This window comes from Campylobacter concisus, assembly GCF_002913715.1.
GTDB lineage: Bacteria > Campylobacterota > Campylobacteria > Campylobacterales > Campylobacteraceae > Campylobacter_A > Campylobacter_A concisus_AG.
In genome coordinates this window covers 114,402-137,144 of the sequence record NZ_PPCE01000010.1, presented here as the reverse complement: position 1 = coordinate 137,144, position 22,743 = coordinate 114,402, and the positions used below count along the sequence as shown (strand labels likewise).

24 protein-coding genes are annotated in these 22,743 nt (G+C 36.6%); 19 read left to right on the top strand and 5 right to left on the bottom strand.

The features are described from left to right. The 10 genes from CYO92_RS09075 (at window position 1) to CYO92_RS09030 (ending at window position 9,934) form a co-directional block, all read left to right on the top strand. The gene (locus CYO92_RS09075) at window positions 1–1,968 is read left to right on the top strand and encodes a proton-conducting transporter membrane subunit (RefSeq protein WP_103588269.1); all 1,968 of its coding nucleotides are present in this window, start codon (window positions 1–3) and stop codon (window positions 1,966–1,968) included. 9 nt (window positions 1,969–1,977) lie between these two features. Continuing rightward, window positions 1,978–2,898, top strand: a complete 921-nt coding sequence (locus tag CYO92_RS09070; RefSeq protein WP_084041928.1) for a respiratory chain complex I subunit 1 family protein — start codon at window positions 1,978–1,980, stop codon at window positions 2,896–2,898. A 1-nt stretch (window position 2,899) separates the two neighbouring features. Beyond that, a complete protein-coding gene (gene hyfE / locus CYO92_RS09065; RefSeq protein WP_103588268.1) occupies window positions 2,900–3,544 on the top strand; it encodes a hydrogenase 4 membrane subunit in 645 nt (214 codons plus the stop codon). Between the two features lie 2 nt (window positions 3,545–3,546). Then, window positions 3,547–5,028, top strand: a complete 1,482-nt coding sequence (locus CYO92_RS09060; protein WP_103588267.1) for a hydrogenase 4 subunit F — start codon at window positions 3,547–3,549, stop codon at window positions 5,026–5,028. Then, on the top strand, window positions 5,025–6,761 hold the full coding sequence (locus CYO92_RS09055) for an NADH-quinone oxidoreductase subunit C (RefSeq protein WP_084109584.1): 1,737 nt from the start codon (window positions 5,025–5,027) through the stop codon (window positions 6,759–6,761). Before CYO92_RS09060 ends, CYO92_RS09055 begins: the two co-directional genes overlap by 4 nt. Continuing rightward, the gene (locus tag CYO92_RS09050; protein WP_021091765.1) at window positions 6,758–7,297 is read left to right on the top strand and encodes a formate hydrogenlyase complex iron-sulfur subunit; all 540 of its coding nucleotides are present in this window, start codon (window positions 6,758–6,760) and stop codon (window positions 7,295–7,297) included. The genes CYO92_RS09055 and CYO92_RS09050 overlap by 4 nt, the downstream gene beginning before the upstream one ends. Continuing rightward, a complete protein-coding gene (locus CYO92_RS09045; protein ID WP_087580373.1) occupies window positions 7,294–8,118 on the top strand; it encodes an NADH-quinone oxidoreductase subunit B family protein in 825 nt (274 codons plus the stop codon). Before CYO92_RS09050 ends, CYO92_RS09045 begins: the two co-directional genes overlap by 4 nt. After that, complete coding sequence (locus CYO92_RS09040; RefSeq protein WP_021091884.1) at window positions 8,115–8,459, top strand: formate hydrogenlyase maturation HycH family protein; 345 nt, start codon at window positions 8,115–8,117, stop codon at window positions 8,457–8,459. Before CYO92_RS09045 ends, CYO92_RS09040 begins: the two co-directional genes overlap by 4 nt. Continuing rightward, window positions 8,459–8,905 (top strand): hydrogenase 3 maturation endopeptidase HyCI, encoded by a 447-nt coding sequence (locus CYO92_RS09035; RefSeq protein ID WP_021091859.1) that lies wholly within the window; start codon window positions 8,459–8,461, stop codon window positions 8,903–8,905. The genes CYO92_RS09040 and CYO92_RS09035 overlap by 1 nt, the downstream gene beginning before the upstream one ends. A gap of 162 nt (window positions 8,906–9,067) precedes the next feature. Then, window positions 9,068–9,934 carry a formate/nitrite transporter family protein gene (locus CYO92_RS09030; protein WP_072594540.1) on the top strand — a complete coding sequence of 289 codons (867 nt, stop codon included), beginning with the start codon at window positions 9,068–9,070 and terminating at the stop codon, window positions 9,932–9,934. A 79-nt stretch (window positions 9,935–10,013) separates the two neighbouring features. Here CYO92_RS09030 and CYO92_RS09025 read toward each other — a convergent pair whose 3' ends face one another. Together CYO92_RS09025 and CYO92_RS09020 are read right to left on the bottom strand one after the other, a co-directional pair. Continuing rightward, entirely contained in the window at window positions 10,014–10,652 is a 639-nt protein-coding gene (locus tag CYO92_RS09025) for a Crp/Fnr family transcriptional regulator (protein WP_103588266.1), read from the bottom strand. 148 nt (window positions 10,653–10,800) lie between these two features. Continuing rightward, window positions 10,801–11,214, bottom strand: coding sequence for an acyl-CoA thioesterase (locus tag CYO92_RS09020; RefSeq protein ID WP_021091795.1), 414 nt, complete (start codon window positions 11,212–11,214; stop codon window positions 10,801–10,803). A 90-nt stretch (window positions 11,215–11,304) separates the two neighbouring features. Between CYO92_RS09020 and ciaB the strand changes: the two genes are divergently transcribed. Beyond that, window positions 11,305–13,146: an invasion protein CiaB gene (ciaB, locus tag CYO92_RS09015; RefSeq protein WP_103588265.1), complete on the top strand. Its 1,842-nt coding sequence runs from the start codon at window positions 11,305–11,307 to the stop codon at window positions 13,144–13,146. A 534-nt stretch (window positions 13,147–13,680) separates the two neighbouring features. Continuing rightward, window positions 13,681–15,483, top strand: a complete 1,803-nt coding sequence (locus CYO92_RS09010; protein WP_223315379.1) for a putative bifunctional diguanylate cyclase/phosphodiesterase — start codon at window positions 13,681–13,683, stop codon at window positions 15,481–15,483. Here CYO92_RS09010 and CYO92_RS09005 read toward each other — a convergent pair. Beyond that, window positions 15,476–16,015 carry a hypothetical protein gene (locus CYO92_RS09005; protein WP_103583107.1) on the bottom strand — a complete coding sequence of 180 codons (540 nt, stop codon included), beginning with the start codon at window positions 16,013–16,015 and terminating at the stop codon, window positions 15,476–15,478. The genes CYO92_RS09010 and CYO92_RS09005 overlap by 8 nt on opposite strands. Window positions 16,016–16,388: 373 nt before the next feature. On the opposite strand from CYO92_RS09005, the gene CYO92_RS09000 reads away from it, so the two are divergent. Next, a complete protein-coding gene (locus tag CYO92_RS09000) occupies window positions 16,389–18,461 on the top strand; it encodes a bifunctional diguanylate cyclase/phosphodiesterase (RefSeq protein WP_223315378.1) in 2,073 nt (690 codons plus the stop codon). On the opposite strand, the gene CYO92_RS08995 is transcribed toward CYO92_RS09000, so the two are convergent. Then, the gene (locus tag CYO92_RS08995; RefSeq protein WP_021091806.1) at window positions 18,458–18,646 is read right to left on the bottom strand and encodes a hypothetical protein; all 189 of its coding nucleotides are present in this window, start codon (window positions 18,644–18,646) and stop codon (window positions 18,458–18,460) included. The genes CYO92_RS09000 and CYO92_RS08995 overlap by 4 nt on opposite strands. 129 nt (window positions 18,647–18,775) lie before the next feature. On the opposite strand from CYO92_RS08995, the gene dut reads away from it, so the two are divergent. Further along, window positions 18,776–19,471 (top strand): dUTPase, encoded by a 696-nt coding sequence (gene dut, locus CYO92_RS08990; protein ID WP_103588262.1) that lies wholly within the window; start codon window positions 18,776–18,778, stop codon window positions 19,469–19,471. Continuing rightward, the gene (locus CYO92_RS08985) at window positions 19,468–20,208 is read left to right on the top strand and encodes an EI24 domain-containing protein (RefSeq protein WP_103588261.1); all 741 of its coding nucleotides are present in this window, start codon (window positions 19,468–19,470) and stop codon (window positions 20,206–20,208) included. The genes dut and CYO92_RS08985 overlap by 4 nt, the downstream gene beginning before the upstream one ends. Before the next feature lie 18 nt (window positions 20,209–20,226). Here CYO92_RS08985 and CYO92_RS08980 read toward each other — a convergent pair whose 3' ends face one another. Further along, window positions 20,227–20,748 (bottom strand): ATP/GTP-binding protein, encoded by a 522-nt coding sequence (locus CYO92_RS08980; RefSeq protein ID WP_103588260.1) that lies wholly within the window; start codon window positions 20,746–20,748, stop codon window positions 20,227–20,229. 84 nt (window positions 20,749–20,832) lie between these two features. On the opposite strand from CYO92_RS08980, the gene CYO92_RS08975 reads away from it, so the two are divergent. The 4 genes from CYO92_RS08975 (at window position 20,833) to acpP (ending at window position 22,743) form a co-directional block, all read left to right on the top strand. Then, window positions 20,833–21,201: an L-arabinose ABC transporter gene (locus tag CYO92_RS08975; RefSeq protein ID WP_223315377.1), complete on the top strand. Its 369-nt coding sequence runs from the start codon at window positions 20,833–20,835 to the stop codon at window positions 21,199–21,201. Further along, the gene (locus CYO92_RS08970; RefSeq protein WP_103588259.1) at window positions 21,202–21,621 is read left to right on the top strand and encodes a pyridoxamine 5'-phosphate oxidase family protein; all 420 of its coding nucleotides are present in this window, start codon (window positions 21,202–21,204) and stop codon (window positions 21,619–21,621) included. It begins immediately after the preceding gene. 56 nt (window positions 21,622–21,677) lie between these two features. Beyond that, entirely contained in the window at window positions 21,678–22,421 is a 744-nt protein-coding gene (gene fabG, locus CYO92_RS08965; RefSeq protein WP_021083753.1) for a 3-oxoacyl-ACP reductase FabG, read from the top strand. 88 nt (window positions 22,422–22,509) lie between these two features. Further along, complete coding sequence (acpP, locus tag CYO92_RS08960) at window positions 22,510–22,743, top strand: acyl carrier protein (protein WP_021091725.1); 234 nt, start codon at window positions 22,510–22,512, stop codon at window positions 22,741–22,743.

Here is a 22,743-nt window from a genome sequence, read left to right as displayed (position 1 = left end):
ATGACTACGGTTTATATGCTATTTCTTGTAAGTGCCGTCGTTAGCATCTTGCTTTATTGTGCTCCAAAGGCCGCTGTAAAGGTTGGTTTTGGTCTAAGCGCTTTAAGCTGTTTTTACGCGATGTGTCACTTTGTTGCAAATATGGGAGTAAGCGATAGCTTTGCTCTTATGGATGGCTTTTTGTACTCGCCAAAATTTGCGCTAAATCCACTTGGAAATTTCTTTAGCTTTGTCGTTGTTTTCATTGGATTTGCAAGTAGCGTTTATGGTATGAGCTACGCTGAAGAGTACATCAAAAAAGCAAATGTTGGCGTGTTTGCATGTTTGTTTAATACATTTATACTCTCAATGCTTCTAGTAATTAGCGCTGATAATGTATTTTGCTTTGTTGTTTTATGGGAGCTTATGACTCTTATCTCATCATTTCTTATCATTGTCAATGACGGTAAAAATACACTTAAAGCGGTTATGGTATATCTTGGCATCGCACAAATCGGTGCATTTTGTATAACCTGTGGTTTGCTTATCACAGCCTACTATGCAGGAAGCTTTGACTTTAGCGCATTTATGGGTGTTAAGATGCCATTTGGCGCTTCTGCTGCTGTATTTGCATTATTTTTGGTCGGCTTTGGCAGTAAAGCTGGTATGTGGCCATTTCACGTTTGGCTTCCACAAGCTCACCCAGCAGCACCATCAAATGTTTCAGCCCTTATGTCAGGCGTTATGATCAAAGTTGCTCTATTTACACTAGTTAAATTTACACTTTACTTACCACTTAGTACATATTTTGGCCTTACAATACTCGCTCTTGGTGCAGCTAGCTCACTATTTGGTGTTTTATACGCTCTTTGCCAACACGACTTTAAAGCCTTGCTTGCTTATCACTCAGTTGAGAACATAGGCATCATCTTGCTAGGTCTTGGTACTGGCATTTACGGCGTTGCAGCTGGAAATTTAACACTAGCAGCAGTAGGTTTTCTAGCAGGTTGCTACCACGTAGTTAACCATGCTATATTTAAAGGTCTGCTTTTCCTTTGCGCTGGTTCGGTTATCCACGCTACTCACACACAAAATATGGACATCCTTGGCGGTCTTGCTAAAAAAATGCCATGGACAAGCCTTGGTATGTTTATAGGTATCATGGGTATAGCAGCTTTGCCTCCAGTAAATGGCTTTGTTTCAGAGTGGTTTACATATCAAGGTATGCTTCAAGGCGCGATGGGCGAGGGAACATTAGTTAGATATGCATTTACACTTGGTGTCGTAGCTCTTGCGCTAACAGGCGTTTTGGTCGGCATGCACCTCAAACTTTACGCTGTTATCTTTGCAGGTACTCCAAGAGATCAAAAAATTTGGGAAAATGCTAAAGAGAGTCCAATAGGCATGGTTCTTGGTATGATCATCTTAATGATAGGCTGCGTTGGCTTTGGCCTTGGCGCAAACTACATAGTTGATTACATCATGCAAGCTGTAAATTCTATCGCTATAAGCGACTATAAAGCTAGCCTTGGTGCTATAAATGTAACTTCACCTATAGGCAGTATGATCTCAACTCCGCTTATCGCTTTAGTTTTATGTGCGACTATGATTTTGCCATTTATCATCCTTGCTGTTATGAAAGCAAATAGAGATAAACCACGCGAGACTGATCCTTGGGCATGCGGCTTTAAATATAGCTCACGTATGCAAATGACAGGTGGTCCATTTACAGGCGATCTTAGAAAGATCATGCAATGGCTATTTAGAGCTGATAAAAAGATCGTTACTAGAAATTATTTTGACGCGGTTGAATATCACAACCATCCAAAAGATATCTGGTGGGGAATGTTTTATGAGCCAGTCATCAAATGGTGTATGAAATTTGCCGATAAACTAGGCATCGTTCAAAGCGGATACACAAACATCTATACGCTTTATATCCTAATTTATCTTTGTGCCATACTTGCTGTGGGCTACTTTTTAGTTTAGGAGACGAAAATGCAAACTATACTTTTAATGATATTTCAAGTAGTCGTTATCGTTTTGGTAGCTCCTTTGTTTGATGGTATGGCAAGAAAACTAAGAGCTAGACTTCAATCAAAACAAGGTAGCGATTTCTTTCAAACATATCGCGATATTATAAAACTCTTTAGAAGAGGAAGAACTGTGCCTGAGTGCTCACACTGGGTATTTAGATGGGCTCCATTTTTCCTTTTTGCAACTTCAGCTGCAGTGCTAGCTGCTATACCTATAACATATAGCAAAGATACTGTTTTTGGAGCATATTCAGATATATTTGTGATCCTCTATCTTGGCGCATTGCTTAGATTTGTATTTGGTGCAGCTTCAATGGATAGCGGCAACCCATTTGCAGCAACAGGCGGCGGCAGGGAGCAAATGCTGGGTGTATATGTTGAGCCAGTTATGATCATGTGCCTAATCGTAGTTATGCTTGCAGCTAAAACATCAAATTTAATTGAGATCCAAGAGATGGTAAAAACTGGCGTTATAGGATATCAAATCCCAAGTTTTGCCGTAGCTTCTATCGCATTTTTATGGTGCATGTATGTTGAAACTGGTAGAAAACCATTTGACGTAGCTGAAGCTGAGCAAGAGCTTCAAGAAGGCTTGCTTGGCGAGTATGCAGGTAGCGACCTTGGTTTGGTTCAAGCATCACTTATATTAAAACAGTTTGCTATGATCGGACTTTTCCTAACTATATTTGAGCCATGGAATTTTAGCAATCCTTTCTTAGCTATTATCGTTTTTGTGATAAAAACTGGAGTATTTTACGTAGCGGCTGTCTTTATAGACAACTTTGGACCACGCTTTAAAATGACTTCATCTTTACGCAAAAATGCACTTGGTGCACTTGCTATCTCGTTTGTTGCACTAACACTTTATGTAGTAGGAGTGTGAGATGCAAACACTTGATATTTTAGCCATTTGCATGATCGTAACTTCGCTTGCGGTTTTTGGTCTTAGAAGCTTGAAACTCTCAATCATCGCTTATGCGATTGAGACACTACTTTTAGTTAGTATATTTTTCTTGTTATCTGAGAAATTTAACGCCGAGCAGCTCAAAACTTGGGCGATCATTGCATTTTTTACCAAAGTTTTGCTTGTGCCAGGAATTTTATTCTGGCTTATCAAAAAACTTGGCGTAGTTAGCGAAGATGAGCCAGTTGGTGGATTTTTTGTAAGTCCTGTTATTGCTATGGGATTTTCTCTAGCTCTTTCAATGAGTATCCACCCTATATTTTTAAAATTCTCTCTTATCAAAGAAGAGATCATGCTAATAGCAGCTGGAACGGTCTTTATGATGGGAATTTTTGGCTTCATGCTAAGAAATTCATTTATAAAACAAATTCTAGCTTACTGCTTGTTTGAAAACGGTATCCACCTAAGCCTTGCTCTAATGGCTTATAACTCACATGAGTTAGTCGAGCTTGGAATTTTAACAGATGCGATATTTGCCGTTATTATCATGAGCGTCTTAGCGATTAGATTTTATAAAGCTTATGATAGCTTAGATACTTCTAAAGCTTCAAATTTAAGGGGTTAGAGATGGATAGTTTAGCTTTAATACTTATCTTACCGCTCCTTGGTGCTTTGGTCTTGTTTTTGAGTCCTAAAAATTATGCCGTATTAAGCGGACTTCACGTTTTGTTTTCTGCTGCGACATCGGTGGCTTTACTTAACAATGTTCTTAAAGTCTTAAGTAGCGGAACTTTTTATAGTTTTGATAAATTTTTATTTTTAGATAGCTTGGGCTGTGTTTTCTTGGTGCTTATCGCTGTAACTGGATTTATAGTAAATTTCTACTCTATCCACTACATGAGATGGGAACTTGAAGACGGACACATCCACTTAAGTGATCTTAAAAAATATTATGCATTAAGCCATGTATTTATCTTTACAATGACTTTAAGCGTTATTTGCAACAACGTTGCGTTTATGTGGGCAGCTATCGAGGCAACAACTCTTGCTTCAGTATTTTTGGTCGCTATCCACAAAGACCAAAAATCAACAGAAAGTGGCTATAAATACATCGTTCTTTGCTCAATCGGTCTAGCATTTGCACTTTATGCGACTGTTCTTTTATATTCAGCCACATTTAGTACTCTAGGAGATGGCGAAGCTTCTATGCTATTTTCAAGCATAATGGCAAACGCTAAAAATTTAAACCCAGATGCAGCAAAGCTTATCTTTGTATTTGCTCTAATTGGTTTTGGTACAAAAGCTGGTCTTGCTCCAACTCACACTTGGCTACCAGACGTTCATGCTGAAGGTCCAGCGCCTATCTCAGCTTTGCTATCAGGCGTACTTTTAAAATGTGCGATGCTAGCACTTTTAAGATACTACGCTATCACAGCTCAAGCTGTTGGATTTAGCTTTGTTGAGGGCATAATGATCGTTTCAGGAACTATCACTCTTTTTGTAGCAGGATTTTTCCTAATCAGACAACACAACGTAAAAAGAATGTTTGCATACCACTCAATCGTTCATATGGGTGTTATCGCATTTGCACTTGGTGTTGGCGGTAAATTTGGTCTATTTGCAGCGATATTTCACTGCTTAGCTCACAGCTTTACTAAAGCTTTGGCATTTTGCTCAACAGGCAACATAGCAAGAATTTACGGCCACAAAGATATGAGTAAGATGGGCGGCATGGTTAAGATCGCGCCAATTACAACTATAATGTTTGGCGCGGCTGTTTGCTCACTAGTTGGTGTTCCAGCATTTGCTATATTTGTTAGTGAGTATAACGTCTTTGTCGGAGCTATCACAAGCGGTCAATATATCGCAGTTGTGCTATTTGCTATTGCACTTGCAGTTATTTTCATAGCTGACTTTGCACACTTTAATATGGCAAGCTTTGGCGAGCCAAAAGGTGTGGTTGTTCATAATAAAGAGATGAGTTTGTTAGAGAATTTACCTCTTATAGCACTTTGTGCCCTTATCATAATCTTTGGCGTATGGCACGTAGATAGCTTTTATACGCTAGTAGATAACGGTGTTAATATAATGATGGGAGCTTTAAAATGAGAGGCGATAAATTTGTTGAAATCCTAAAAACTAAAGTAAAAATTTTAGAGGTAACTCGTCAAGCAGACGATCAAATCACAGTTTTGGTTGATAGAAATGATCTTCCACTAGCTGTTAAAACACTTTATTATGATATTGGCGGCTTTATAAGCACGATGATACCAAATGATGAGCGCCAGATAAATGGCAGCTTTGCTCTTTATTATGCTCTTTCAATGGAAGGTAGCAAGATGACTGAAGCGGATGATTTTGCACCTGAGGATAAGTGCTTTATTACTGTTAAAACGCTTATTCCTGGAAGCGATCCGACATTTCCATCAGTTACTCCGCTAGTGCCAGCTTGTGTTTGGTATGAAAGAGAAGCTTATGATATGTTTGGTCTTGTAGCCGAAGGTTTGCCTGATAAAAGGCGTCTAGTTTTAAGTGATGACTGGCCAGATGGACTTCATCCACTTAGAAAAGATGCGATGGATTATCGCTACCGCCCTGATCCAGTTGACCATAGAGATGAGCCTGATTCTGAGTTTTTGTTCCCAACAGGTGATGCAGTAGTTGATGTGCCACTTGGACCACTACATATTACTTCAGATGAGCCAGGTCACTTTAGACTTTTCTGTGACGGCGACGAGATTATCGACGCTGACTACCGCCTCTTTTATCAACACCGCGGTATGGAAAAGCTAGCTGAAAATAGAATGAACTATGATCAGATGGGCTATCTTGCAGAGCGTGTTTGTGGAATTTGTGGTTATGCTCACGCTATCGCTTGTATCGAAGCAGCAGAAAAAGCTATCAAGCTTGAAATTCCACTAAGAGCTCAAGCTATACGCGTCATCTGTCTTGAGATCGAGCGTCTTCACAGCCACCTTTTAAATATTGGTCTAGCTTGTGAGGTCACTGGTAACTACAACGCTTTCATGCATATCTTTAGAGTTCGTGAGTACTCTATGGAGCTAGCTCAGCTTGTAACTGGTGGACGTAAAACATACGGCAACGTCGTTATGGGCGGCTTAAGACGTGATATGACAAACCAAGAGATCAAAAAAGGCATCGAGATCATTAACAAACTTGACGTTCAAATTTCAGAAATTTGGGACGCAGTTATGGAGGATAAACGCCAAATCGGACGCTGGAAAGGTGTGGGTATCTTAGACCGCCAAATAGCACGTGACTTTAGCCCAGTTGGTCCAAATATGAGAGGCTCTGGCTTTAAACGTGATAACCGCTACGATCACCCATACGACTTTTTTAAACAGATAGAATTTGAAGTAGCAGTTGAGCATGGTTGCGACGTTTTTGCTCGCGAGATGGTTAGATATAAAGAGCTAAAAAGCTCTATCCACATCATCCGCCAGTGCTTTGAGCTAATGCCTCAAACTCCGATCATGATCGATCCTGTCACTATGATCAAACCTGAAAATTTTGCACTTGGTCATGATGAAGCACCACGTGGCGAGAATGTTCACTGGATCATGCAAGGCAGCGCTCAAAAAGTATATCGCTGGAGATGCAGAGCAGCAACATACAACAACTGGCCAAGCCTAAGATATCAATTCAGAGGGAATAACATAAGTGACGCTGCGCTTATCGTTTGCTCACTTGACCCTTGCTACTCATGTACAGAGCGTGTTACTTTGGTTGATGTAAGGACTAAAAAAAGTAAAATTTTAACAGAAAAAGACCTTAAAAAATTCTGTCAAGATGGCGGGGTTAGTAAGAAGGATTTAAGATGATGAAGTTATTTGACATCACAGAAAAATATGGAAAGGCGACATACGCCTATCCATTTGAGCCATATATTGTTCCTGAAAATTTCCGCGGTCAGCCAAACTATACATACGATCTTTGCATAGGTTGTGCAGCTTGCGGTATCGCTTGTCCTAGTAACGCAATAGAGCTTAAGATGAACGATGAGCAAACAAAGCTTGTTTGGGAATTTGACTGCGGACGCTGCATATTTTGCGGTCGCTGCGATGAGGTTTGCCCAACTGGAGCTGTAAGACTTAGCGATAGCTTTGAGCTTGCGGTTAAATTTGACAAGAGCGCTCTTATACAAAGAGGTGAGCTCGAGATGCAAACTTGCAAATGCTGCGGCAAGCCATTTACACCAAAAAGGCTTATAAATTTCACCCTTGAAAAGCTTGGCACAGCAAATTTACTCCCAGGCAGACTCGAAGAGGCAAAAGACTACCTTTATATCTGCCCAGAGTGCAAGAAAAATCAATCTGCTGAGAGGCTAACAAAAGGCATTGAGGAGGCTATAAAATGAGTCTATATCAAGTCCCAGAGGACATAAAAACAGCAAATGATCTAACTGCAAAGCTAGAGCATCTAAAAAATATCAAAAGAAGCTTTAGCGTTTATAGGATCGACTGCGGAAGCTGTAACGGCTGTGAGATAGAAATTTTTGCAGCTATTACGCCGATGTGGGACCCTGAGCGTTTTGGTTTTAAGCTTGTAGCAAACCCAAGACACGCTGATATTTTGCTTTGCACTGGTCCTGTAACAAGACAGATGTATTATCCACTTCTTCGTGCTTATGAAGCGACTCCAGATCCTAAGATCGTAGTTGCTCTTGGTGCATGCGGAAGCAGTGGTGGAATTTTCCACGACGCTTATAGCGTTTGGGGCGGCATCGATAAGATAATCCCAGTCGATGTCTATATCCCAGGCTGTCCTCCACATCCAGCAAGCATTATTTACGGCCTTGGTATGGCTCTTGGTATCATCGATCAAAAACTTCATAAAAAAAGCTATGAGGAAGATAACACATTGCCACCTTCAGTTGAGAAGTCAGTCATAGGTGATATTTTGTTTGAGCGCGACTTGCAAGCTGAAAGCAGAAGGCTAATGAGCTATATCTTTGGTAGAATCCTTTTTGAAAAATATATGAGTGCTATCAAATGCTCAAAAGATGTCCATGACCCAAGCATTTCAAGAGAGGCTGTGCTTACAGCTATTAAAAAAGAAGAAGATCCTAGATATGCTGAGTGCATGGGGCTTTTGCATAATGATGTCTATCTAAAATATGCAAAAGCTGATAAAAGCTTTGCGATAGACGTTGATAGCGAGGTTTGGAGTAAGAGATGATACAAGTTTATAAGCTTACAAAAAGGCATATGGATGACAACGATAAGCTTCCACGCGAGCTAAAAGAGATAAAAATTTTCTCCACTTGCGTGGGACATGGCGTTGGCACGATAGATTTTAGCGAGAAAATTTTAGAGCTAAGCGATGAGGAATTTGACGAGATGATCAAAAACTCAGGCGAATACGTGAAATTTAAGATCGGAAATTTAAGCAAATATTTTGAAGTTGAAATTTTTGCCGAGCATATCGCTAAACTCTTGCCGCAGCTTTGTGAGTGTAAGCTTAAAGAAATTTTGGCAAATTTAAAAGAGGGATATATCGTGCTTAGGAAGGATTTTTGATGAAAAAGGCCATCCTTTGCATCGGTAATCCTATGCGTGGCGATGATGATGTGGGCAATGAAGTAGGTCGCATCGTAGAAGCTGAGCTAAAAGAGTGGAAGGTCTTTTTTGGGCAAGATGTGCCTGAGAATGAATTCTCGGCCATTAGAGAATTTGCGCCTGATATCTTGATAGTAGTCGATGCGATGAGCGGCTTTGATGAGGATAAGATAGAGTTTTTTGACCTAAGTGACGATAGAGACTACATCTACTCAACTCACAATCTACCAACTCCAGTGCTTTTAAGCTACTTGCGTAAAATTTGTCCAAAGACGCTGTTTTTAGGCATTAGTGTCTTGCTCGAAAATGTCTTAAATTTTGAAGAAGGATTAAGCGAGCAGGCTAAAAAAAGTGCCAGAAAAGCTTTTTTAAGAATTGTAGAGATTGATAAAAATTTAGTCGGTTAAATTTAGTAAATAGCTAAATTTAGTCTTTTTGGTTACTAAAGGCAAAATTTGCTTTTAACCGCAAGCATTGATTTGACTTTAGTGATTTTGCAAAGTGTTAAACTTTGGTCGCAAAGATGAGCTTGGCTCATGTGCGAGATTGAAAATAAAAAGGAGAATGTGATGTTAAATCCGGCAGAAACCGCTCAAGCGGTCTCAAGCTCTATGGAGCATAAGGCTCATATGCCGCTTACTAGTATTATTTTTCTTGCTATCATGGCTGGAGCTGCTATTGCTATGGGTGATATTTTTTGGGCTCACTCGACAGTTGGTATGGCTGAAAATCAGTCTATTGGCCTTTCAAATTTTATCGGCGGTATCACATTTAGCTGTGGTCTTATGATGGTTGTCTTTTATGGCGGACATCTTTTTACAAGCTCAGTTTTAAGTGGTGTTAGCGCATATGAAGGAAAGCTAAAACTAGGTAAGACTATCGGATACTGGGCTATCGTTTGGATATTTAACTTCGTTGGCGGCGCACTGATTGCGTATATGTACTACTACTCAGGCTTGCCACTAAAGTATGATGGCTACATCTTGCAGCACTTTATACCAGCTGGCATTGGCAAGATCACAGCACCATTTCATGAGCTATTTATCCGCGGAATTTTTTGTAACGTCTTTGTTTGTATGTCTATTTGGACTGCGACAAGTGAGAGCAATCTATCTGGTAAATTCTTTGCCATTATGTGGATGATCGGCGCATTTGTGGCTTGCTCTATGGAGCACTGCGTGGCAAATATGTTCATCATAACTGAAGCTATTATCTCAAAAGCTCACTATATAGCAGCAAACGGCGGAGATATCGCTGCTGCAGCTGCGGCTCTAGGACATGGCATCACGGCTGAAAAGCTAGAAGTTTTAAACTGGGGAAATTTCATCGGTAAAAACTTAGTTCCAGTTACGCTAGGTAATATCTGCGGCGGACTTTTCTTTGTTGGTTTAGTTGGCTTTATGGCAAATAAATTTGATATGAAGAAAAAAGCTTAAAAATTTTAGTCTTTGCTTCTTGGCAAAGACTAATCCTCTAAGACTACTCTTTGCTAGCCATTATAAAAATTTCTGATTTTTAGTTTGTGTAACTTTCAAGTTTTTCATAATCAATTATTAAAAACTCGTGTGGTGTGATCTTTCTTATGATGTCGTCTTTTATAAGCTCATTAAAGGCAGTTGAAGCGCTTTGGCGTTTTAGCCCCACAAAGCTTGAGAGCACCTTTAGAGAAAATGGTAAAAATATGTAGTGATATCCATTTTGTTTTAGATCCTGCTCCTTTGCAAGCTCGATCAAAAAATTTGCAATCCTGCCTTTTGCATCTTCAAAAAGTATTGATTTTATGATCTGGCGTTGCACGATTACTGCATTTAACACAGCTTTTAAAATTTCATCTGCGACATTTGCATTTGATAAAATTTCACCTATTTTGTTTAAATTTATAGCATAAATTTCAGCATCTTCAAGTATTTCAAAAGCGCAATTATCATCAAGCACGGCGATGTTGCTCGCTTCTAAATGATAAAGGATAAATTCCTCTCCATCTTCAAAAAATGAGAGCTTTGCACAGCCACTTTTTAAGATGATGATCTTGATCTCTTCTGTGTAGATTATGCTTGTTTTTGGTAGCTCTTTATACTCAAATTTATCAAGCTCATTTTGAGTTAGGATCTTTGTGATTTGTGTTTGCAAAAGACCTAGACGTGATTTTTTCATTTTTCTCCCAAAAAATGTATAGAGCCTGATTTTACTTCACAAAGCATTTAAAGAAGTTGAAAAATATTGCTTTTAGTTTAAGAATCTCAATAATTTTTAAAAGTAGTATTAATTTTTCAATTTGGTTGCATAAATCGCAACCAAATTTTTAAAATCCATGAAGCTGCTTTAGCTTCTCATCGATTGGCTTTTTAAGTCCATCTTTCGTCACGCTTACGTAAGTTGCAGTAGCACTAGTAACGTGTATAGTTTCTCTATATCCGCCCGGATTTAGCCTAAGGGCGGTTACTTCTATTTGCGTTGTTATCGAGGTTTTACCAACAGAGATGATTTTAGCGTAGCAGCTTAGCACATCGCCAACAAAGACAGGTTGCTTGAAAATGATCTCTTTCATAGAGATCGTCACAACGCGTTCAGGAGAAATTTCTCTAGCGGCCTGAGCACCTGCAAGGTCGATCTGACTCATTATCCAACCACCAAAAATATTTCCAGCCGAGTTTGTGTCCTTTGGCAACATAACTTGTTTGATACGTGGCTCACCAAAATCCTTTAAAATATCCATTTTTTGCCTTTTAGATGTTAAAATTTTTGGTTGATTGTAGCAAATTTTAAGGCTTTATGCTAAAATCTTGCAACTTCAGGGGATGAAAATATGAACAATTTTAAAAGATTAAATGAACTCACAAAAGAGCAAAAAAATAAGCTAAATGCTATTTATAAAAATTTAGACGATGATATCATAAACGAGGCTGTTAAAATTTGTGGCCTTGCTGGTACACCAAGCCAAAAACTAGCTCTTGCAAGAAGAATAGTAGATCTTAAAGTTGATCCGCTTCAAAATGAGCTAAAAAAGCTAAATTTAGGCGAAGACGAGCAAAAACGGGTGCTAAATTTAATGTATGGCTACGTTAGAAATTTATATGAAAATCTGCACGCCAAGCTTTTAGAAAAGGCCAAGGAAGAGAAAATTTTAGATCAGTTTAACCAAGCCTTTGTGCAGGCTATGCACGAGCTTGGCCTAAGCCTAAATGCGTGGCAAATTTCATGGCAGGATCGTATTATCGACACTACAAACAAAGAGTTTGAGACTAAATTTAAAGATCTAAGCCAGGCAAATGAGTTTATTACTAAAAACGGCTTATTTCAGTGTGACGCTAACGGTGTAAGGGCTGATAGAACGTATGGCGCAGTTTGTAAAGAAGGCGAGAAATTTAGCTTTTTGCCTTACGCACTTGCCTTTAAAGATGAGGTGAGAGAGCTTAAAAGTGTCTTTGCTAAAAATCTTGAAATTTTAAGAAATTTAGCCCAAAATGACGAGCAAAAATCATACATAAAATACCTTGAAAAGCTGCAAAATGCCTTTTGCGAAGAGGATAATGCAAAGGTGATAAACGCTTGGCAAGAGACTGAGATAGCGTGGATGGATGTAAAAGGTGCGCTTCAGCCAGGCCATCCGCTAGAGTACTACGAGGATGCCTATACGCACGCAGTCGCGCTTGAGTGGGACATCAGACTTGTTGATAGCGAGGGCATAGATGAGCTTAAATTTAAAGAAAAAGTGGCAAAAACTTATAAGAGCGTTTGCGAAAAGATCAAGTTTGATAATGCTGAAACAAACAAGGCAGTTAGCGAAAATATCGCTAGAACGCAGCTTTATATAAGCGTGCCGATAATTTATTATGGCGCCGAACTAAACGGGCTTTTTAGCGCTCAAGTCGTGCCAAATGATGAGAGTGTGAGCGCAAAATGCGGTAAGAAAATTTTTGCCTTTGTAAATCACGTCTATGAGGATGCAAAGGCAAAACCGTTTATGAAACTTAGTTCGGAAATTTTTAGCAAAGAATTTTTGGATTTTGGCAGAGAGATTTTATTTTTAAAGCCAAAAATTTGGAAAAAAGTCTATGAAATCTCAACGATTGGCCATGAGTTTGGACACATACTCTTTATCGGGCTTGACACCGAGATGATGATGAATAAAAGTGGCGTCTTTAAATTTATAGAAGAGTATAAGGCGACGACTGGCGGACTAGTAAATTTTTTCTTGCACGAAGAGGCGGAGTATAAAATGGCCGTCTTTCATGAGCTAATAGCCCGTGCTGTTGGGCTTATCGCGTGGCGAAAGGTCAATGAGGTGAGGGCTTATTACTGCGAGGGACTCATACATCTTAGCTTGCTTTTTAGGGCTGGCGTGCTTAAATTTGATGGCAAACTAAGCGTGGATATGAGCGAGCAAGCTTACGCTAAATTTAAAGAAATTTGCTTAGAAAACTACTACGATCTAGCGCGAACATACGCTAAAAAAGTTGATGCGAGCACATTTTTGGAGAAATTTTGCCAAAAAGATGAACTAAGCTATTTGCCAAAAGATGAAGAGTGTAAGAAATTTGTTGAGCATTTTTACGCTAGATACGAAGCTATCGGCAACGACGTCGATGATAGTGGCGAGTGGCAAAGATGGCAAAGTTTAGCCAAAAAGGCAGAGAAAGATATATAAAGACGGAACATGATAAGTAAAATAAGCAACGAAAATCAAGTATCTTTTGTATTTATGTTGATACTTTTTTGTGTATATGTTGTTAGTTATTTTATTGCTAGTGGTTTTTATGAAGACATAATTACTACTCTATTTGATTTTATGATCACATTATTTATCTTTTTAAAGCTAAAAGAGACAAGAAATTTAAAAACATATTGGATATATATATTACTAGGCCTTACTTGTTGGGTAGCATCAGACACTATGTGGATGCTATATAATAAGGTTGATTTTCTTAAACAATTTCTTTCTAAAGTCAATTTTATACAAATCTCATACGTAGTTTCATATTTTATGTTTGCATTTTCTGCTTTTTATATTTTGATCAAAAATTTGAAAAATTTATTTTTAATGCAAGTATTTGTGGACTCAGTTTCTATTTCCGCAATATATTTTAGCTTTATGTGGTTTATGATTTTTGATAGAAATTTAACTCAAGTTTTAAGTCAAAAAGATTTTTTTAATCTAAGTTACATTGCCATAGATTTATTTATGTTTTGTACTTCATTTGTTGCGTTTTTTTCACTTAAATTTTCAAAAAGAAGACTATCTATACTTTTATGCTTGATAGCGCTTATTGTAATAAGCACTTATGACGTTTTTACCACTACAATGGATTTTTGGATAGATGAAATATCCTTTTTTGGATACGACATTGTGTTTAAGAGTTCATTTTTTATGTTGTTTGTTGCCACGCTTCATTTAAGAGAGGGTGAGGCAAATCTAAAATTTAGGGCACTCAGAAACGATTTTGATAAAATTTTAATACAAAAGCTATTTGTTTTCGCCGTATTTTTGACGATTATGATCTTGTACTCTTGGAAGATAAATTTGACATGGTTATTTTCTATTTTAGTTACTTTGCTTGCATACGGAGCATTATCTTATACATTTTCTAATGTTAGAAAGATGGATATTTTAATTAAACGTGAAATACATATCAAAAAAGTGTTAAATAATCAGATAGAAAGTAAAGTAAAAGAGCTTGAAGAGACAAATAGGCACCTACAAAGGATCAGCAAATATGATTATTTGACAAACGCTCTAAATCGCCAGTATTTTATCGCAAGGCTTGAAGAGATGATAAAGTCAAAGGCACTTGGCGAAAAGATAGATATTTATAGTATTGACATAAACCATTTTAAAGCGATAAATGACTCGTATGGGCATTATATCGGCGATGATGTAATAGCAAAGTTTGCTTCAAATATTGAGTCAATATTGCCACCAAACGATTCCTTATTTGCAAGGTCTGGCGGCGATGATTTTATCGTTGTTGTCAAGCAAAATGAAAATGTGCATTGCAGGGAATTTTTGCATTATCTACTAAAAGCTATTTCAGAGCCAATCGTTATAGATGATTATAAAATTGTACTTGATGCGAAAATAGGGATTAGCTCGACACAAACTAGTGAAATTTTGGCTGATGATTTTATCATGCAATCAGAAGCAGCACTAGAAGCAGCAAAAAAAGATGCATCTGAAAAGTATGTTTTTTATAGTGATATAAAAAGCATTATTCAGGATAGAAACTACATAGAAATATTGCTAAATAGCATAAGCTTTGATGAAGAATTTGAGCTAAAATTTCAGCCTCAGTATCTAATAGAAGGTAAAAAAATAGTAGGAGCAGAGGCTCTTGTTAGGTGGAACTCTCCTATAAAAGGTCCGGTAGATCAATCAAAATTTATCCCAATAGCCGAACAAAGCTCTATTATCAATGCGATAGGAAAATGGGTGGCAAAAAATGCTATAAAACAAATGGCCTTTTGGAATGAAAAATATAATACTAATCTAAAAATAGGCATAAACATCTCACCAAAACAGATTGATAATATAAATTTTGCATATAAATTTTTAAGCTATATAGATAGATACGACATCGATCCATCTTGTGTAGATGTTGAGATCACTGAGGCCAGCCTCGTTAATGCCGAAGAGATGATGCAAAGCGCGTTATCTGAGCTTTCTAATAGAGGAATTTGCATATCCATAGATGATTTTGGTACCGGTTTTTCATCGATGAATTACATCAAAAAATATCCTATGAGTCGTCTAAAGATCGCTAAAGAGCTGATAGATAATATTGCTAAAAATGATATAGATAAAGACGTAGTAAAAAGCGTTATAGCTTTAGCTAAAAATGTGGAGCTAAAGACTATTGCTGAAGGTGTCGAAGATGAAACCCAGCTTGAAATTTTAAGAGAGCTTGGATGCGATGAGGTGCAAGGCTATCTTTGGGGTAAGCCAATGAATGCAGAGGATTTTGAAAAGCTTATAATAAGTGCTATTTAAGCACGCTTTTTGCGCTAAAATTTTCAAATTTCAAAATATCTTTATGGCAAAGTTTGGCCAGCTCATTTATCATTTTTGAGCTAGTTTCATCTTTTGGGATTATTAGATGAATCTTTTCTTCTAAAAAAATGATAAAGATATTTTTTAGTTCATAAATTTCACTAACTTCATTTAGGTCAAATTTTTCATTTTCTTTGGGTTCGCCTTCATAATAAGCCAGAAATTTCTCATTTACTTCAAAATTCATTTGCTTTTGAACATCTGAAATTTCAATTCTCTTTAATGCAGCTATGCGACTTCTTTTTAAAAAAATAGGATAAAAAATGATCCAAAATATAGCAAAAACAGCTCCGATGACAGTAAAAATTTTACTTTTTAATAGCATATCAGCAACAAAACCAGCTATGATGGCTTCAGTAAATATCATAAATGTGTTTATAAAATACTGCTTTCTTGCCGCCTTTGAGAAAAATAAGATAAAAGATTTATAATCTATTAAATTTTGTCCATTTATGACGATATTGCACTTCATAAGATACCTTTGTGAATTTTAAAATTTTTGGGAAATTATAACCAAAAGCAAAGTCAATTTTTGTATAATTTGGACTATTTCTTAGGAGAGGGACACTATTTTTTTAATATCAAAATCATCTATAACTGGCATGCGAAAATGGATCTTAGTTGCAGTTGTAGCGCTATTCGTATTTGCACTATTAGCATCTTTACTAGACTATAATCTAATTGGAAAAATATCTATTTTGCTTAGTTTCTTTATGATAACTTTTGGCATTTATACTTCAATGGATAAAGTAAAAACCAAAATAACGCATTGGCTTGCAATATGTTTTGGTGTTTTTTTGTGGTCTATTTGCGATGCATTAATGGTGTTAAATCAAGATATACTATTGCGGGCTCATAGTTCTTATGCGTATCTTGATGTGTTTTTTACGTTGCCGATGATATCTATTTTAGCTGGCGTTAGTATATTTTTGTATTCAAAATTTGCAGCCAGTCAAGAAAAACTAGCCATCATTATGGATAGCATAAGTGTCTTTTTTTTAATAGCAATGTTAATATATGGTATTTTTGATGAAGTAGATATCTTATCGATGATAAATAATAGATCAAATATCGTTTTTCTCTCTATTGTGGCCATAAATTTTCTTATACTTTTTATCACTTTAAGCGAGGTTTTTACAAGCAGTTTGCTTCATATAAAAATTAGCGGCTTTTACCTTATATCGGCTAGTATTTTATTTACGATGCTAAATTTATTTATTTTTTATAGTCAGATCTCAAATGTAAATTTTGGCCATAAAATAGATTTTTTATATATCGTTCCTTTCTTCTTCTTGATGATAGGAGCTTTTCATTTAAAAGCTAAAAATGAGTATGTTACAAATACCGATAAAGATATCTCAATAGGATCAAAATGGCTACCAATAATAATAGTTTTACCTTTGCTATTACAAGAAGATCTAACATCTTTTAGTGCGCTCATCTCACTTTTTGTTTTAGTTGTAAATGCTATTGTTAATTACTATGTTAAAAGCTCTATTGCAAGTAGAAAAATATTAGATTATGAGAGAAATCTTCATAGAGAGATGGAAAAGTCGATGCATGAGCGAACCAATGAACTTATGCTCGCAAATTTAAGACTTCAAGATATGTCTGAGAAGGACTATCTAACAGATCTTGGTAATAGAAATTTTATAGTAAATGAGCTTGAAAGAATGTGTAAAAGCATTTCTGAAGATGAGGAAATCGCAGTTTATTATATAAATTTAAGCCGTTTTAAAAGCATAAATACATCTTACGGGCATGAAATAGGCGATAGAATTTTAAAATTAGTTGCAAAGAGAATACTTGAAGTTTGCAATAGGCAAGAAGCCATAGCAAGGATTAGTGCGGACGAATTTATCGTACTAGCAAAAATGGAGATAAATAGTCATACAAAACGTTTAAATCTTGGTATTGCCTTAAAAGATGTTATTGAAAAACCAATTCAAATAGATAGATATCACTTTGGGCTTAAGTGCATAATAGGCATAGACGTAGCAACAAAAAATAGCACGGCAAATCCAAGAAATATTATAAAAAATGCAGATATGGCAATGTATTACGCCAAAAAAAATCCAGCTTTAAATCCTATGGTTTATAGCGATAAAATTAGCAATGAAATGCACCTAAGCTCAAGTATCGAGATCGCACTTAAAAAAGCTAATTTGCAAGAAGACCTTCATGCATATTTTCAACCAATATTTGATCTAAAAATCGAAAAAATGATCTACGCAGAGGTTTTTTTATATTGGAAATCAGAAAAATTTGGCTTGATGGAAGCAAGCAAATTTATGAAAGAGGTAAATGTAAATAGCGATATTTTAAACGATATTTGCTCGCTTTTAGTTTCAAAGACTATAGAGTATATAGATATATGGCAAAAAGAAAAACTCTTGATACCAAAAATAAGCATAAATGTTGCACAGATTCAAAATAAATCAGAAAAATTTGTTTTAGATTTTATTTCTAGCTTACGTTCGCATCATGTAAATCCAGAGCTTTTTGAAATAGAATTTGGCGAAGAAATATGGACAAATAATTCTAAAACGCTCGATAAAATTTTTTCTATTCTCAAAGAAAATAATATAGATGTTTGTATAGATAATTTTGGCTCTGGATATACTTCATTTATTTATATTAGAAAATATGGTGTTAAGCGTATAAAAATAGCGAGTGAATTTGTTGCTCAAGCATCAAATAGCAAAATAGATGCACAAATCGTATCTGCAATTATTGATTTAGCAAAGGCAATGAAGATAAAAGTTGGCGCAAAAGGCGTAGAAAAAGAAGAAGATATTCATTTCTTAAAAGAGCTTGATTGTAACGAAGTGCAAGGACTTTTTTTATCTCGTCCTATGAGTGCAGAAGAATTTGAAGACCTTGTAAGACAAGATCCTCAAATGATAGCTAAAGCTTAAATTTCAGCCTTTATCTCTTCGTTTGATTTTACGACCATACCTGAGCCATGGATCACGCTTGGAACACAACTGGTGCAGATATCAACTTCTTCGCCATTTTTATGAGCGTGGATAAAAACTGCATTTGTATCATCACTGCTTTTTAGTCCGCAAACATTGCAAACCACTAGATCTTTTTCTCTCATTTTTTCTCCTTTGAAATTTTTGCCTATTTTAGCTCCTAAATTTTATACATAAAATGATTTAAGTCAAGCTTACCTCGTGGCATTTAATAATTTTTTGTTATAATCCTTTAAAATTTTTAAAGGCCTAAAATGAATGAAAGAACGATTATTTTAGAGATGTTAAAGATGCAGCAAAGTCTAAATGATGAGACAAATGGGCTTGGCTGGGAAAATGGTTATACTAATAAAAATAAATTAATCAGCTGGAGGCGCTGCATATATATGGAGTGTGCTGAGCTGATTGATAGTTTTGCGTGGAAACACTGGAAGAGCATAGATGCTAAGACTGATGAGCAAAATTTACGCATAGAAGTTGTTGATATTTGGCACTTTATAATGAGTCTAGCTTTGCAAATTTATAAATCAAAACAGCTTGGGGATATAGAAACTTTAGCTGATGACATCTGCCAGTCAAGCGGTTTTGGCGAGTTTTGTAAAGAGCCACTAAAGATCGAAGATGAGAGCATTTATGAGATAATGAATGATGTTGAGATGCTTATACATGAGTGCAGCGGGTTTGACTACGATATATTTGATATTTTAAAAATTTACTTCTCTATGTCTTTAAAATGTGGCGTAAATTTATACTCACTTTATGAGTGCTACATCGCTAAAAACGTGCTAAATCGCTTCCGCCAAAATAATGGCTACAAAGAAGGTAGCTATAAGAAAAATTGGAACGGACGCGAAGATAATGAAGTGATGAGTGAAATTTTGTCAAATGGCGTTAGTAAGATAGGTGAAATTTACGCAGCACTTGAGCATGAATATAAAAAGGTGAAATGATAAACCTTCTTCGACTTGGCTTTAAAGATTTTTTTACAGCCAAATTTATAACGCTATCCATCTTGCCGCTTTGCCTTAGCATTTTTAGTCTCACGTGGCTTACGATCTGGAGCGGCGGTGAGATATTTGGCCTTTTAAGTGATAGTGCTAAAAATGAAAATTTTGCCTTTTTGGAGGCAAACTCGGCGCTCTCTTTTATTGCTATTAAAATTTTAAGCTTTAGTGCCACAAAGTGGATAGTTAGCATACTTTTTTACATTTTAAGCACCTTTTTAACGATCATTGTTAGCATCGTGATCGCCCTAATCGTAGCTGGCTTTTTAACGCCAGTTGTAGCTAAAGAGATAAACAAAAGGCACTATCACTACATTCCAAAAAGCGAGGCTAGCACGGCTAGAGTGCTAAAAGTGATGATGGTTGAGATCTTGAAATTTCTTGGGATCTTGCTCGTCTGCCTACCACTTTTGCTTGTGCCGTTTGTAAATTTTTTTATTATCAATGTGCCGTTTTTTTATATCTATTACAAACTTTTACTGATAGACGTTGGCTCAAACACTCTTGATAGTGATAAATTTGAGCTAGCACTGCTTGAAGGTGGCGGGATAAAATTTATAGCTTTTACGCTTTTGTTTTATCTCATCTCGCTTGTGCCGCTTGTGGGACTATTTTTTCAGCTTTATTTCGTGATAGTCTTGTCGCACCTCTTTTTTGAGAGAGAGGCGCTTATAAAAATTTAGAGCCAGAAGGCCCTAAATTTAAGCATAGTAAGATACTTTGTTACTCTCATCAAGCAAGGTATCAAATAGCCTTTTTGTAGCACTTAGTAGATTTTCGTTCGCATTATTTTGAGCTAGAAGTTCGTCAAACATCTTTAACATATTGTCATTTATGAAATTTTTGTGATTTAGATCTTTTGCGTCAGGCAGCATCTGCTTGATCTTGTTTGAAAAATCACTTATGCTTTGGCTGCTACCAGCGATCTTGTCGCCCTCTTTGACGTTTTTCATAAATTCATCAACTTGTGGGCGAATTTGCTTCATCGCCTCTTCGATCTCTTTCATATCTTGCTCGTCTATGCCGTTTCCTTTATATAAAAACTCATAGCCGTATTCGTGCGTGAGAGTAAGACTTCTTTGGCTTGAAGTACCATTTTTCTGGCTTGAAAACTCCAAGCTTTTGTTGTCATACATCGAAAAGCTTATCTCATCGCCTGAGCTAGTTTTCATCGAAAAGCTCATGTTGTTGTAGCTTCCTTGAGAGTAAAAATTTGTTTGCATTTTTAAATCCTTTTGAAGCTAAATCGGCAAAATTTTAATTTCATAAAGCAAAATTTTGTAAAATGCGTCAAAAAAGGACGGGCGATGTGTTGTTTTGGGACTAGGATCTTTTTGCTTATGCTTATCACTGTTTTAAGCTTTGGCTTTGCTAGGCTCTATCCAGTTTTACCAGTCGTTGGCTATTATTTGATACTTGCAAATTTGCTCTCAATTTTGATGTTTTCGCTATTTTTTAAAGGGCTTTTGCCAAGCTTTGTAAAGGTTAATGCGATCCACTATTTTTCGTTAATTGGTGGCTTTTTTGGGGCATTTTTAACAATGTTTGCTTTTAAAAAGGTCACAAAAGATAAATTTACTCTAATAGAGCTTATTATTTTCGCGCTTTGGGTGCTGATAATTGCCGTAGTCATCTTTAAATTTCAAACCATTCTTGACATTTTTAGGGGAATTTAGATGGATGAGAGGATAGTTAAATTTCTAAAAAAGATGCATCTTGCAAGTGTCTGCGCCATCGATGATGATGGGCAGCCTTATGCTTTTAGTGCATTTTACGCCTTTGATGAGCTAAATTTTAGCCTTTTGCTAGCTAGCTCTGATGAGAGCTCACATGTTAAATTTTTAAAAAACTCAAAGCTTGTTGCTGGTACGGTCGCTCTTGATACAAAGATTGTTGGCAAGATAGAGGGCGTACAGTTTCAAGGAGTGATGAGGGAGGCTAAAGAAAACGAAATAGAAATTTATTTCAAAAGGTTTTTTTATGCAAAAGCAATGGATCCAAAAATTTGGTGCATAAATCTTGAAAAACTAAAATTTACGAGTAATGTTCTTGGTTTTGGCAAAAAGATAAAGTGGGAAAAAAGCGATAAAATTTAGACGTTAAGCTTATATAAGCTACAATCGTTGAAAAATTAGAAAAATAAGGAGAATCTATGAAATTTAGCGGAAAAAACGTGCTAATAACAGGTGCAAGCAGAGGTATCGGTGCACAGATTGCAAAAACGCTTGCAAATATGGGCTTAAAAGTGTGGATAAACTACCGCTCAAAGCCTGAGATAGCAGACGCTTTGCAGGCTGAGATCGAGCAAAATGGCGGCAAGGCTGCTGTGATAAAATTTGACGCGACAGACGAAGATGAGTTTATAAAAGGTATAAATTTGATAGTTGATAGCGACGGCGAGCTAAGCTATCTTGTAAATAACGCTGGCATCACAAACGACAAGCTAGCACTTCGCATGAAAACTAGCGAATTTACAGATGTAATAAATGCAAATTTAACCTCAGCTTTCATAGGATGTAGAGAGGCTTTAAAGGTGATGAGCAAAAAGCGCTTTGGAGCGGTCGTAAACGTCGCATCTATCGTTGGTGAGATGGGAAATGCAGGGCAGGTGAATTATTCAGCCAGTAAGGGTGGACTAATCGCTATGAGTAAGAGCTTTGCAAAAGAGGGTGCAAGCAGAAATATACGCTTTAATAGCGTAACTCCAGGCTTTATCGAGACTGATATGACGCATGGACTAAGCGATGAGGTGAAAAAAACTTATAGCGATAACATCCCGCTAAAACGTTTCGGTAGTGCTAGCGAGGTGGCTGAGGCAGTAGCATTTTTACTAAGTGATCACGCAAGCTACGTAACTGGAGAGACGCTAAAAATAAACGGTGGACTTTATATGTAATGAAATTTCAGACAAGTTTTGCAATTTAAAATAAATAAAAGCGTAAATATTATAATATAACAGACATTTTTTATAAGGAGACCTTAAAATGGCAGTATTTGAAGACGTAAGAGACGTAGTTGTAGAGCAACTAAGTGTAGATCCACAAGCAGTAAAATTAGAGTCTAAAATCATTGAGGATTTAGGCGCTGATTCACTTGATGTTGTAGAGCTAGTTATGGCTTTAGAAGAGAAATTTGAAGTAGAAATTCCTGATAGCGAAGCAGAGAAATTAATAAGCATTCAAGACGTTGTAAATTATATAGAAAAACTAGGCAAATAA

Coding starts and splice junctions, on each gene's coding strand:
- CYO92_RS09070 (WP_084041928.1), top strand. CDS start 1,978: ATGCAAACTATACTTTTAATGATATTTCAAGTAGTCGTTATCGTTTTG.
- CYO92_RS08980 (WP_103588260.1), bottom strand. CDS start 20,748: ATGCAAACAAATTTTTACTCTCAAGGAAGCTACAACAACATGAGCTTT.
- CYO92_RS09035 (WP_021091859.1), top strand. CDS start 8,459: ATGAAAAAGGCCATCCTTTGCATCGGTAATCCTATGCGTGGCGATGAT.
- CYO92_RS09025 (WP_103588266.1), bottom strand. CDS start 10,652: ATGAAAAAATCACGTCTAGGTCTTTTGCAAACACAAATCACAAAGATC.
- CYO92_RS09010 (WP_223315379.1), top strand. CDS start 13,681: ATGTTTTGTACTTCATTTGTTGCGTTTTTTTCACTTAAATTTTCAAAA.
- CYO92_RS08995 (WP_021091806.1), bottom strand. CDS start 18,646: ATGAGAGAAAAAGATCTAGTGGTTTGCAATGTTTGCGGACTAAAAAGC.
- CYO92_RS09060 (WP_103588267.1), top strand. CDS start 3,547: ATGGATAGTTTAGCTTTAATACTTATCTTACCGCTCCTTGGTGCTTTG.
- CYO92_RS09075 (WP_103588269.1), top strand. CDS start 1: ATGACTACGGTTTATATGCTATTTCTTGTAAGTGCCGTCGTTAGCATC.
- CYO92_RS08970 (WP_103588259.1), top strand. CDS start 21,202: ATGGATGAGAGGATAGTTAAATTTCTAAAAAAGATGCATCTTGCAAGT.
- CYO92_RS09055 (WP_084109584.1), top strand. CDS start 5,025: ATGAGAGGCGATAAATTTGTTGAAATCCTAAAAACTAAAGTAAAAATT.
- acpP (WP_021091725.1), top strand. CDS start 22,510: ATGGCAGTATTTGAAGACGTAAGAGACGTAGTTGTAGAGCAACTAAGT.
- dut (WP_103588262.1), top strand. CDS start 18,776: ATGAATGAAAGAACGATTATTTTAGAGATGTTAAAGATGCAGCAAAGT.
- CYO92_RS08975 (WP_223315377.1), top strand. CDS start 20,833: ATGTGTTGTTTTGGGACTAGGATCTTTTTGCTTATGCTTATCACTGTT.
- CYO92_RS09030 (WP_072594540.1), top strand. CDS start 9,068: ATGTTAAATCCGGCAGAAACCGCTCAAGCGGTCTCAAGCTCTATGGAG.
- CYO92_RS09020 (WP_021091795.1), bottom strand. CDS start 11,214: ATGGATATTTTAAAGGATTTTGGTGAGCCACGTATCAAACAAGTTATG.
- CYO92_RS08985 (WP_103588261.1), top strand. CDS start 19,468: ATGATAAACCTTCTTCGACTTGGCTTTAAAGATTTTTTTACAGCCAAA.
- CYO92_RS09040 (WP_021091884.1), top strand. CDS start 8,115: ATGATACAAGTTTATAAGCTTACAAAAAGGCATATGGATGACAACGAT.
- ciaB (WP_103588265.1), top strand. CDS start 11,305: ATGAACAATTTTAAAAGATTAAATGAACTCACAAAAGAGCAAAAAAAT.
- hyfE (WP_103588268.1), top strand. CDS start 2,900: ATGCAAACACTTGATATTTTAGCCATTTGCATGATCGTAACTTCGCTT.
- fabG (WP_021083753.1), top strand. CDS start 21,678: ATGAAATTTAGCGGAAAAAACGTGCTAATAACAGGTGCAAGCAGAGGT.
- CYO92_RS09005 (WP_103583107.1), bottom strand. CDS start 16,015: ATGAAGTGCAATATCGTCATAAATGGACAAAATTTAATAGATTATAAA.
- CYO92_RS09050 (WP_021091765.1), top strand. CDS start 6,758: ATGATGAAGTTATTTGACATCACAGAAAAATATGGAAAGGCGACATAC.
- CYO92_RS09045 (WP_087580373.1), top strand. CDS start 7,294: ATGAGTCTATATCAAGTCCCAGAGGACATAAAAACAGCAAATGATCTA.